General features: G+C 51.7%; 9 protein-coding genes. 2 read left to right on the forward strand and 7 right to left on the reverse strand.

From position 1 onward, the window contains the following. The first annotated feature begins 195 nt into the window (after window positions 1-195). Window positions 196-1,179 carry a DUF1517 domain-containing protein gene (locus ACN4EK_RS19085; RefSeq protein ID WP_431659738.1) on the forward strand — a complete coding sequence of 328 codons (984 nt, stop codon included), beginning with the start codon at window positions 196-198 and terminating at the stop codon, window positions 1,177-1,179. Between the two features lie 185 nt (window positions 1,180-1,364). Here ACN4EK_RS19085 and ygfZ read toward each other — a convergent pair whose 3' ends face one another. The 5 genes from ygfZ to ACN4EK_RS19110 all read right to left on the reverse strand — a co-directional run bounded on the left by ygfZ (window position 1,365) and on the right by ACN4EK_RS19110 (window position 6,393). Further along, window positions 1,365-2,417, reverse strand: coding sequence for a CAF17-like 4Fe-4S cluster assembly/insertion protein YgfZ (gene ygfZ, locus ACN4EK_RS19090; protein WP_431659739.1), 1,053 nt, complete (start codon window positions 2,415-2,417; stop codon window positions 1,365-1,367). Window positions 2,418-2,471: 54 nt separating this feature from the next. After that, window positions 2,472-3,269, reverse strand: coding sequence for a YdcF family protein (locus tag ACN4EK_RS19095; RefSeq protein ID WP_431659740.1), 798 nt, complete (start codon window positions 3,267-3,269; stop codon window positions 2,472-2,474). Window positions 3,270-3,275: 6 nt separating this feature from the next. After that, window positions 3,276-3,755 carry a YidH family protein gene (locus ACN4EK_RS19100; protein WP_431659742.1) on the reverse strand — a complete coding sequence of 160 codons (480 nt, stop codon included), beginning with the start codon at window positions 3,753-3,755 and terminating at the stop codon, window positions 3,276-3,278. Next, window positions 3,752-4,642 (reverse strand): dienelactone hydrolase family protein, encoded by an 891-nt coding sequence (locus tag ACN4EK_RS19105; RefSeq protein WP_431659743.1) that lies wholly within the window; start codon window positions 4,640-4,642, stop codon window positions 3,752-3,754. Before ACN4EK_RS19105 ends, ACN4EK_RS19100 begins: the two co-directional genes overlap by 4 nt. A gap of 143 nt (window positions 4,643-4,785) precedes the next feature. Next, window positions 4,786-6,393 (reverse strand): NAD(P)H-quinone oxidoreductase subunit 4, encoded by a 1,608-nt coding sequence (locus tag ACN4EK_RS19110; RefSeq protein WP_431659744.1) that lies wholly within the window; start codon window positions 6,391-6,393, stop codon window positions 4,786-4,788. A 572-nt stretch (window positions 6,394-6,965) separates the two neighbouring features. On the opposite strand from ACN4EK_RS19110, the gene ACN4EK_RS19115 reads away from it, so the two are divergent. Continuing rightward, on the forward strand, window positions 6,966-7,487 hold the full coding sequence (locus ACN4EK_RS19115) for a hypothetical protein (RefSeq protein ID WP_431659746.1): 522 nt from the start codon (window positions 6,966-6,968) through the stop codon (window positions 7,485-7,487). On the opposite strand, the gene argJ is transcribed toward ACN4EK_RS19115, so the two are convergent. Then, window positions 7,484-8,728, reverse strand: coding sequence for a bifunctional ornithine acetyltransferase/N-acetylglutamate synthase (gene argJ, locus ACN4EK_RS19120; RefSeq protein ID WP_431659747.1), 1,245 nt, complete (start codon window positions 8,726-8,728; stop codon window positions 7,484-7,486). The two genes, ACN4EK_RS19115 and argJ, sit on opposite strands and share 4 nt — an antisense overlap. Window positions 8,729-9,083: 355 nt before the next feature. Next, the gene (gene gatB / locus ACN4EK_RS19125) at window positions 9,084-10,574 is read right to left on the reverse strand and encodes an Asp-tRNA(Asn)/Glu-tRNA(Gln) amidotransferase subunit GatB (protein WP_431659748.1); all 1,491 of its coding nucleotides are present in this window, start codon (window positions 10,572-10,574) and stop codon (window positions 9,084-9,086) included. Window positions 10,575-10,671 lie beyond the last annotated feature (97 nt).

Below are 10,671 nucleotides of genomic sequence, written 5' to 3' on the forward strand. Positions count from 1 at the left end.
GTTTCTACCTTTTATTGTAGGCAGAGTTGAGCGATCGTCAAGGGATGGTGAGGAAACTCGCCACGATCGGGCGGTGATCTCGCCCAAGACTTGCCCTGGAGTCGATGTCCTGGCAGGAAGGAAGACGGTACAGTGGTAAGTGTAGCCTAATGACTGCCACATCATTGTTTGAAAGGGTCTGGATAAAGACGGCTTATGAATAAAAAACTGACAGCTTGGATAAAACCCCTACTCAGAGCAGTCGTGTTGGGAGTGCTAGTAATTGCACTTGCCTTCGGTCATGGTAACGATGCTCTAGCCGCTGGTGGGGGTCGGATTGGTGGTGGTTCCTTCCGGGCTCCGACTCGGGTGGCTCCTGCCCCACGTAGTTATGCTCCTCCTGGAGGTGGCTATGGCGGCTATGGCGGTGGATACTATCCCGGTGGTGGGATTGGTTTCCCATTCCTCTTCCCGGTATTTGGCATCGGAGGGGGATTTGGTGGCTTGTTTACCATCCTAATTTTCCTAGGAGTTGCCAATTTCCTAGTACAGAGCTTCCGTCGTGCCCGATCAACCGATGACAGCTTAGGCTACGATGCGGTCAGCAACCCGACCATCTCCGTAGCGCGGGTACAGGTAGGCCTACTGGCAGAAGCGCGGGAATTACAAACTGAACTGAATCAGATTGCTGCCTCCGCTAATACGGGTTCGACCGAGGGATTAGCCGAAGTCTTGCAAGAAACGTCACTAGCATTGTTACGCCATCCCGAATACTGGACACATGGCAATACCACCGTCCAGCAAACCAAACTGGCGGCTGCCGAAGCCCAGTTTAATCGGTTAGCCCTGGCAGAACGCAGCAAATTCAGTCGGGAAACCCTCTCAAATGTCAATAACCAACTGCGACAAGCCCCCACCGTAGGCAGTTTACCCGCCGGAGAAACGAATGGAGCTTTGGTCGAGTCTAACCAGGAGCCTGGTGAACACATTGTTGTCACCCTCTTAGTAGGGACGGAAGGGAAACTGGATCTACCGCAGGTGAATAGTTCCGAAGATCTCCGGCGGGCATTGCAACAGTTAGGGGGAGTAGCGAGCGATCGTCTACTGGCACTCGAAGTCCTTTGGACACCTCAGGCAGAAAACGAAGTGCTGAGCAAAAACGATCTCTTAGTTGAGTATCCCGAACTCCGCTTAGTTTAATTAGGGTTGCAGATTGATTCAGGTGTAATTTTGTGTAGGGGCGTGGCACACCCTTCGGGAAGCAGGCTACGGTAAAAAGCCCTTGCCATTGCCCCGAAAATTCCTGCCGAATGCCGCGCCCGTACAGAAAGATAATTGTTGAATTAGGGGGTAGATCCAAGATCTGCCCCTTTGGCGTTTTGGAGCTATTGCCGTTCTCGTTGTAAAAATGGCAGATCCACCAATTCGCCCTGACTCTCACCCACTTGAACCGTGAGTCCAGCACTTCCCCCCGCTTTTGTCCGCACATAACCTAACCCAACCCATCCTGCGTTAGTTTCAGTCAGGCTAGTCAGAACTCCGACTTTCTCATTGTCGATAGTAATTGGTGTACCGAGGTCTACCGCTTGCTGTAAGCGAATGCCCCAAATCTGTTGTTTTACGCCTTTGTATGTGTCTAATCGGGCGATCGTTTCCTGTCCGATATAACAGCCTTTATTCAACGAAATCGCCTGCCATAAACAGGCTTCCACCGCATTGAAATCTTCTGTGAGTTCGCGATCGGGCATCGGTCGTCCTTGCTCAATCCGCAATTGTTCCCAGGCGCGATCGCCCATTGGCACTGCCCCTGCCTGCGTGAGAGCTTGCCAAACATCCACAGTAGACTGAAGATCCATAATCACGGTATAGCCGGGTAGCGCTAAGCCACTGCCAACTGCGATCCGAACAGAGTGTCCTGCTAGTGATAGTTCCAGATGATTGCCGTTGGGCTGACCAATTAAGGTATCTGCTCCTAGTTGCTGCAACACAGCATCACTTTCTGCCCCGATCAGACTAAACATCGCCGTTGATGTAGTCACATCCGTCAACGCAACTTGATCACCGAAGAAAATATAGCGATCGAGCCATTGCAACAAATACTCGCGGCGATTGGGCGACACCACCACTAACACCGTGTCATCCAAGACATACGCCGTTGCCAAATCGATCGTCCGCGCCGTTGAGGTGACAAATACCGTATCAGCCCCTTGACCGGGTTTAAGCAACTTAAAATCATTCGTGCTTTGGTTGTGCAGGAAGTTTAAGCGATCGCTATCCGAGATGTGAATCCGACCCCAATGGGAGCGATCGCAGAGGGCTACTCCTTGTCGTGCGGCTTGCACTGCGACGGCATCATTGCCAAAACTCACAGGTACGCTAACCCCAGCTTCAAACACTGCCCCAGCTTTGACCTGGATATCCGATAAACTCTCACTCATAATTCACTTCAATGGGAGTGGCTAACCATGCACTACGTTTGCTGTTAGCTTACCCTACAACCATCCTCGTAACCGATAGATCACAGTACCCAGGTATTCTTTCAGAGCGCGAGTGGTTTCCTTCAGGCGATCGGCTTCTGGCATCAGGGTAAGAAGAACGGACTGAGGCGAACTTTGCATCGCTTGCAGGTCGCGATCGGTGGTCAAAAAATCGACTGGGGCAGGAATCGCATCAATCCCCTGTTTCTGAAAGATCAATAGCGATCGCGGCATGTGCATTGCCGATGTCACCAGCAGAATTTGCCGAATCCCTTGAGCATCCAGAATTTTTTTCACATTCACAGCATTTTCGTAGGTCGTTAAAGAATCCGGCTCTTGCAGAATCGCCGACTTAGGAACGCCCATCAACTCTACAATTGCCGCCATATCCGCCGACTCTGAAGGTTGATCGCCCCACCAATCAATCCGTCCACCTGCCAAAATCAGCCGAGGGGCTTTCCCTTCCCGATATAACTTGGCTCCATAAATTACCCGATCGCCTTCTTCACTTAAATCCACCCAGGGACGGGGCGGGGAGGCAGGTTTAGTCGCACCACCCAAGACCACGATCGCATCCGCTTTGGGTAATTCTCCGCTCGGCAAATGTTGAAACTCCAGCGATCGCACAATGCCATTACTGACCCAGCCATTACTACTGACTAAAAGCACAGTCAATGCCAGCAAGATCGGGATCGCCGCTAGTCTCCGGGGTAGCTTCCACAGCAACATGCCCAGCGCCACCACCATCAAGACACATGCCAAACCTAGGGGATACAGAAATAACGGTAAAAGTTTAGAGAGGAAGAGAAACATGATGATCTAGCGACGGCGGTGCATCGCCCAAAACGGCATGGCAGGATCGTAACTCGATCGACTTGAACGTAGCTTTGTAGAACTTGGTGACGATCGCGATTCATACGTCCGCCACACCATCAAAGGAATGCTGATCAGTCCTAACGTAATCACTAATGCCGTCATACTCCAGACCATCAAGCGGTTGGGACGGTAATTGCCTCGTTCAATTTGCCAAAACACTCGGTTATATTGCCATGCCGCCAGGGCGATCGTCACCACGCCTAAAATCACCATGACAATCCCAAAATTTTCATAACTGAACACTGGATGCATAATCACTTCCTGTCCAGTCGTCGTCGCTTGCAATTGCCGGAGAAATAAAGCAAACCGAGCGATCGCAAACCCAAAACTAATTAAGGCGATCGAGGTTCGCAACCAGGCGAGAAACGTCCGCTCGTTTGCCTGATGTTCACGCTGACGATCGATCGGCGGCTGTGGTGTCATTGGGGACGGTTAATTAGGCGCGGAATCAGGCGGGTACCAGGGGGCAATAGTCGTGCCGCTGAGCGAGAGGAAGTCTGAGAGGCAGGACGCGCTGCCGGTGAGAACAGTTCGGCAAAGAACTGTTGCATGGCGGCAAACGATCGGCGATCGGCGATCGGATTATAAGCAGATCCCTTCGAGGGATCGTTGCCTGCCTCGGGATTCGTAAAACTATGTACCGTGTTGCCATAGCTCACCAGTTGCCAATCGACTTTGGCATTCCGCATCTCGGTTTCAAAAGCAGAAACTTGCTCGGGGGGCACATAGGGATCATCGGCTCCATGCAGCACCAAGACTTTGGCTTGAATATTCTGGGCATCTGCCGGATTCGGTGTATCCAGATTGCCATGAAAACTCACGACTCCAGCCACAGGCGCACCACTGCGAGCCAATTCCAATACAGTGCCACCGCCAAAGCAATAGCCGATCGCCGCAATCCGACTGACATCCGTTAAGGCATTCTGTTGGAGTACAGCCAGCCCTGCCCTGGCACGATCGCGCATTAAAGGACGATTCGATCGATAAATGGTTGCCTCTGCTCCCGCATCCTTGGGGTTACTCGGACGAATACCTTTGCCATACATATCGATCGCAAAGGCAACATACCCCAATTTGGCTAACTGTTCTGCCCGTTGTTTGACGTACTTGCCCAATCCTGTCCACTCATGTACGACCAGCACGCCCGGACGCTTGCCCTGAATCGCATCGTCATAAGCAAGATAACCTTCCAGCACGACATCACCATGCTTGTACTCCACCACTTGAGTACGAACCACTGCCCAAGCATGAGTGCTGAGCAACAGAGCCGCGATCGGAGCGGTCAAGACGGCAATCAGGGTTTGTTTCATAGCAGTTTCAGTCAAATTAAGCAGCGATCGATCCACAGTATACGAGTTACCCGACCCAGCCGGATTTTCACTGCCAACAAAAAACCGGACACTGGGACAGCATCCGGTGGATGAGGTACTTGTGCTGATGTACCTGGCAGTTTTTACTTCACAAGCCCTAATAGTTCCGTGGTCGGAGTCGTGGGCAAACTGGGCGCAACCGAAATCCGCGAGAGATTGTCTCCCGGCTGGTGCGCGATCGTGGATACCACTGTTCTAGCCCGACTTGCTACCTGTACCGTTTTGACATCGTAGGTCTGAGTTAGCAGTTTAGGGTACAACCCAATGCCGATGATTGGAATCAACAAGCAAGCGGTAATGAAGATCTCGCGGGGTTTGGCATCAAACAACTCGCCACTGGCAGCCAGAGCCGCATTCTCTTTGCCGTAGAAGATCTCCCGCAGCATTGAGAGCAGATAGATCGGAGTCAGAATCAGACCAACGGCAGACAATAGGACGACCACAACTTTGAAGCTAGAGCCATAGGCATCACTGGTCGAGAACCCGACGAATACCGCCAGTTCACTGACAAACCCACTCATACCGGGGAGTGCCAGAGAAGCCATTGAACCGATCGTGAATAGAGCGAAAACCTTCGGCATTGCCTTACCCAAGCCGCCCATCTTGTCCATCATCAGGGTATGAGTCCGCTCATAAGTCACACCGGATAGATAGAACAGAGCAGCAGCAATTAAGCCGTGGGACACCATTTGTAGCACTGCACCACTCATACCGATTTCGGTGTAAGACGCGATGCCGAGCAATACAAAACCCATGTGGGAAATGGAGGAATATGCCATCCGGCGCTTCAGGTTGCGTTGCCCAAAGGACACCAAGGCTCCGTAGATGATATTCACCACCCCTAAAATTGCCAGTAGGGGAGCGAAGTAGACATGGGCATTAGGTAGCATTTCTACGTTCATCCGGATCAAGGCATAACCGCCCATTTTCAGCAGTACACCCGCCAGAATCATTGATACCGGAGCCGAAGCTTCACCGTGAGCATCGGGTAACCAGGTATGGAGTGGGAAGATCGGCAGTTTGACCCCGTAAGCGATCAACAGACCAGCATACGCCAGCAATTCAAACGTCAGCGAGTAATCCTTCAGTCCTAACTCGCGCATATCAAAGGTGACGTTGCCACCGTAGAATGCCATCGCTAATCCGGCAACCAGGATAAACACAGAGCCGATCGCGGTATAGAGAATAAACTTGGTGGCGGCATAGAGCCGTTTGGGGCCACCCCAAATCGAAATCAAAATGTAGACCGGAACCAGTTCCAACTCCCACATTAAGAAGAACAGCAGCATATCCTGAGCGCAGAACACGCCAATCTGGGCGCTATACATCGCTAACATCAGGAAATAAAACAGGCGCGGCTTTTGCTTCACCTGCCATGCTGCCAGCATCGACAACGTTGTCACCAAACCTGCCAGCACTACCAGAGGCATCGAGATGCCATCTACTGCCAGTGACCAATTCAACCCCAGTTGTGGCACCCAGGCATAGGTTTCTGCCATCTGAAAATCGGGTGTCTGTAGGTCGTAATTTTGCCAGAAGGCATAGATGGTAAGAGCAAAATCGATTAAACCAACGGACAGCGCATACCAGCGAATTGTTTTACCCTGTTTGTCTGGCAGCACTGGAATCAGCAGAGAGGCGACCAGAGGAAACAGAGTAATAATCGTTAACCAAGGGAATTGGGTGCTCATCTTGATTACTCAAGGGGTTGTGGGAATTCAGTAGCTTCGGGGTTGCTGAGTGATGATTTTGAGTCGCAACCCCTGCCTAATCCGCAAAGAAGCCCACTTATCCCAAGTGGAGGACTGGCAGGTAAAGGAATGTAACGAGCCAGACGCGCTTGAAGGCGATAACTGAGCGATCGGGGGAGTGGCAAATCACATGTTTCGGGAAACAACAGAGGCAAGTAATTGTCCACCAAGTCCCACAGAACATATCTTTGACAGACTAAGCCAAAGGTGAGGGGTAAACTTCATGAGAATATTTACCTACTGACTATGTTACCCCTGTTTGTAAAGTTAATTGAACCTAGAATCGAAAAAATATGACGTTCTGTAATAGATCTTTCGGTTACTAATCCATAGAGAAAATCCTGTCAGTCGATGAAAGTCTTGTACTGAGCCACATCTATCGATAGAGTCCAACATGAAGAAATGTCTCCTAATCGAGCTATCTCTATCGTTTTGTTACCAATCCTTGAGTGCCTACTCCGGATTCGCTAGTGTGAAAAGCTGAATTTCATCCTGGGGAGTCTGCGATCGCCATGCCAAAATTTGGGGACATCACCGTCTGGCAGCAAGCAGAAGTCCTGATGCAACCCGCCTTTATCCGGTTAATCGACAATCTTCGGAAGCAGTTAGAGTTTTCGACCTGGAAGGGCAGCTATGAAGATGTCCTGGTTTGGCCAGAGGGGATTGCCGATGACATCAAGACTCAGGTGATCGAGCTACGATCGCGATTGGAAACAGCGACTCCCGAACAAGCCGATGAGATCCGCCAACAATTAGCCAACCTACCCAGTCCTTATCCGGGCTACTTACTGCGCCTCGATCATGCAGATCAGCAGGTCGCCATCGAATTATGGGATTTGTGCTATCAGATCTGCTTCCGCAACTACAACTCGGCGACTGGAACATCTTGGACGGGCGGATTTGGGCAGTCCACCCATCCAAGTGTCGAAATTGATCAGACCTTGTTTGATGAAACTGGGGAAGTCGATTGGCACCGGTTGGATGAGAAAACCCAACGAATTGTCGAACGGGTATTTGCCAATTTACCGACTTAAGTAGTGTACTCAGCGTTGATTTTGACGTAGTCATAGCTGAGGTCACAGCCCCAGGCGACTCCCGACCCAGATCCAGACCCCACACTGACGGAGATCAGCACCGTGTCATCCTTGAGGTAGGCTCCGGCAGCCTTGGCTTGCAAGTAAGCGTTAGCTGCCGAGCGATCGAAGGGTTGGGGCTGCCCATGATCCATCATCAGAAAATCGCCCAGTTTGATCTGTAAGTCATCCTGGTTAAACGCGACTCCCGCCCGTCCCGCCGCTCCGGCAATTCTGCCCCAGTTGGGGTCACGCCCAAAAATAGCTGACTTCGTGAGCGATGATCCCGCGATCGTTCGGGCAATTTGACGGGCAGAAGCATCATCATCCGTACCACTCACCCGCACTTCCACCAGACAAGTCGCCCCTTCCCCGTCCCGGGCGATCGCCTGCGCCAGGTAAATACAGACTTCTGTCAGCATCGCTTCTAATTTCTCGGCATCGGCTCCCATCTCAGTAATGGCTGGAGTCCGAGATTCACCATTCGTTAAGGCTAGAACAGTATCGTTGGTACTGGTATCGCCATCCACGGTGATCTGGTTAAAACTGCGATCGACGGCTCGCCCTAACATTTCCTGCCATAAATGGGGTGAGACAGCCGCATCACAGGTAATAAAGGACAACATCGTTGCCATGTTGGGGTGAATCATCCCCGATCCTTTGGCAATTCCACCAATTCGCACCGGGCGATCGTGCAGCATCGTTTCCAGTGCGATCGTTTTGGGCACTAAATCGGTTGTAATAATGGCTTGGGCAGCACTATCCGATCCGGTTGGGGATAGGGCATTCACCAGTTGCGGTAGAGCCGCTTTCAGGATATCCAGCTTAATCCGCTGTCCAATTACCCCCGTGGACGCTAATAGGATCGCTTCCGGGGGCACACTCAGGATCTGGCTTAAGGACTGGGCAGACTCGATCGCATCCGCCATGCCAGCATCTCCGGTCGCCGCATTCGCCTGTCCGGCATTACACAAAATGGCACGGGCAGTGGTTTTGGCTTGCAACCGTTCCCGACAGTAATCCACGCAAGCCGCTCGCACCTGGCTGGTGGTAAAGACTCCCGCCGCGATCGCTTCTACATCGGAGATGATCAGCGCCAGATCGGGCAACCCGGAAGGCTTCAGTCCGGCTGTTATCCCTGCGGCTCGATACCCTTTGGGAGCGGTGACTCCTCCCGAAATCTCCTGCCAATCTGCGACCATACTGCCTCCATGCGTTGCCCTATTCGAGAGGCGATTATATCAGGGTTAGGGATGAGCCGTTGGTTAGGGCTGTGAGCAGTTCTGGGATTTTAATTAATCAATAAAAAAGGGAGAGTCGCCAACGCGCCTCCCCCTATCATCAGGGTGCATCTACTTACCATATTATGCCATTGAAGGGGTGGGGGGTGTCACCCCCCTTTTGTGTTTTTTTAGCAAAGCTGTTCGGCATGAATGATAAACCTGAAGAAATAACGAGAGTCAGAAGCCCAGCAGTTACCCGAACTCCTAGCCTCTGACTCCAACATGCGACCCATGGTTCCCGTTGATCCCCAATCAATCCCAACGGCTGCCATGATTAACCATTCAAGGTTTTTGCCAACAATTGATTCGTTAGCTTGGGATCTGCCCGTCCCCCTGTCTTCTTCATCACCTGACCGACGAAAAAGCCTAGCAATTTGGTTTTACCGCCCCGATAGAGTTCCAGTTCCTTAGGATTCTCGGCTAACACCTCCGCGATCGCCGCTTCTAGAGCGCTGGTATCAGAAATTTGCCCCAGCCCATCGCGATCGACGATCGCTTGGGGTGAGCCACCTTTGGTCAGCAGTTCCGGCAGCATATCTTTAGCAATTTTGCTGCTGATTGTGTTGTCTTCCAGCAAATTCACCAGTTCTGCTAAGGCCGTGGGCGACAATGGCAGGTCGGTAATCGTCAGGTTGGGGTGGCTATTTAAGTAGGCGCTGATATCGCCCATAATCAAATTGACGGTGGTTTTGGCTGAAGCACCAGCCGCCAAGGCAGCTTCAAAGTATTCCGCAACGGCGCGATTATCGGTTAACACCCGCGCATCGTAGGCAGACAAGCCTAAGTCTTCCTCGTACCGATGGCGTTTCTGAGCAGGTAGTTCAGGTAACTGCGATCGCCATTCCTCTAATTGGGTAGGGCTAACTTCGATCGGTCCCAGGTCGGGTTCCGGAAAATAGCGATAATCGCTCGACCCTTCCTTCGATCTCATACTAATGGTGCGTTGCGACCCTTCTTCCCACAGGCGAGTTTCCTGATAAATCTTTTGCCCTGTTGCGATCGCCTCGATTTGCCGCTCAATTTCGTACTCGATCGCCCGTTGAATCGCGTTGAAGGAGTTCATATTTTTAATTTCGACCTTGGTGCCGAACTCCTTCTGCCCCACGGGACGCACCGAAATATTGACATCACACCGGAGAGAGCCTTCCTGCATATTGCCATCACTCACCCCCAGGTAGCGCAAAATCCGCCGTAATTCCTGGGCATACTCTGCGGCTTCCTGCCCGGTGCGAATATCCGGTTCTGACACAATCTCTAGCAGGGGAACTCCGGCGCGGTTGTAGTCTACTAATGAATAGGTTGATCCCGCGAGGCGATCGCTGCCACCATGCACCAACTTGCCCGCATCCTCTTCCATGTGCAGGCGAGTGATACCAATCCGTTTCCGAGTCGCTGTTCCGGTTTCCTTATCGTAAAGCTCAATCTCTAAAAACCCATGTTCAGCGATGGGCAAATCGTACTGCGAGATCTGATAATTCTTAGGCAGGTCAGGGTAGAAGTACTGTTTGCGATCGAATTTACTATAGGCAGCAATTTGGCAGTTCAGGGCTAACCCAGTTTTCACCGCCGACTCTAACACCTTCTGATTCAATACAGGCAGCACTCCCGGCATCCCCATACACACCGGGTCGATCAGCGTGTTCGGAGGCTCACCAAATTTGGTGGAACTGGTCGAAAAGATCTTAGTCTCAGTATTGAGTTGGCAATGGGTTTCTAACCCGATGACTGCTTCGTACTGGGTTTTGGCTGGAGCAGAAGTCGTCATGAACCGCCTTTCTAATTGCAACAATAGACCCTATTTTAGCGTTTCAGATCACCTACCGACTGAACGATCGCGGGCGGCGGCACTGGCTTGCCGACAT

The sequence above is a fragment of the Pantanalinema rosaneae CENA516 genome, assembly GCF_050753385.1.
GTDB classification, from domain to species: Bacteria; Cyanobacteriota; Cyanobacteriia; order Leptolyngbyales; family Leptolyngbyaceae; genus Pantanalinema; species Pantanalinema rosaneae.

What these genes read in the sequence shown, in the direction of transcription:
- ygfZ (WP_431659739.1), bottom strand. Translation starts at nt 2,417, where the DNA reads ATGAGTGAGAGTTTATCGGATATCCAGGTCAAAGCTGGGGCAGTGTTT.
- ACN4EK_RS19100 (WP_431659742.1), bottom strand. Translation starts at nt 3,755, where the DNA reads ATGACACCACAGCCGCCGATCGATCGTCAGCGTGAACATCAGGCAAAC.
- ACN4EK_RS19095 (WP_431659740.1), bottom strand. Translation starts at nt 3,269, where the DNA reads ATGTTTCTCTTCCTCTCTAAACTTTTACCGTTATTTCTGTATCCCCTA.
- gatB (WP_431659748.1), bottom strand. Translation starts at nt 10,574, where the DNA reads ATGACGACTTCTGCTCCAGCCAAAACCCAGTACGAAGCAGTCATCGGG.
- ACN4EK_RS19085 (WP_431659738.1), top strand. Translation starts at nt 196, where the DNA reads ATGAATAAAAAACTGACAGCTTGGATAAAACCCCTACTCAGAGCAGTC.
- ACN4EK_RS19110 (WP_431659744.1), bottom strand. Translation starts at nt 6,393, where the DNA reads ATGAGCACCCAATTCCCTTGGTTAACGATTATTACTCTGTTTCCTCTG.
- argJ (WP_431659747.1), bottom strand. Translation starts at nt 8,728, where the DNA reads ATGGTCGCAGATTGGCAGGAGATTTCGGGAGGAGTCACCGCTCCCAAA.
- ACN4EK_RS19115 (WP_431659746.1), top strand. Translation starts at nt 6,966, where the DNA reads ATGCCAAAATTTGGGGACATCACCGTCTGGCAGCAAGCAGAAGTCCTG.
- ACN4EK_RS19105 (WP_431659743.1), bottom strand. Translation starts at nt 4,642, where the DNA reads ATGAAACAAACCCTGATTGCCGTCTTGACCGCTCCGATCGCGGCTCTG.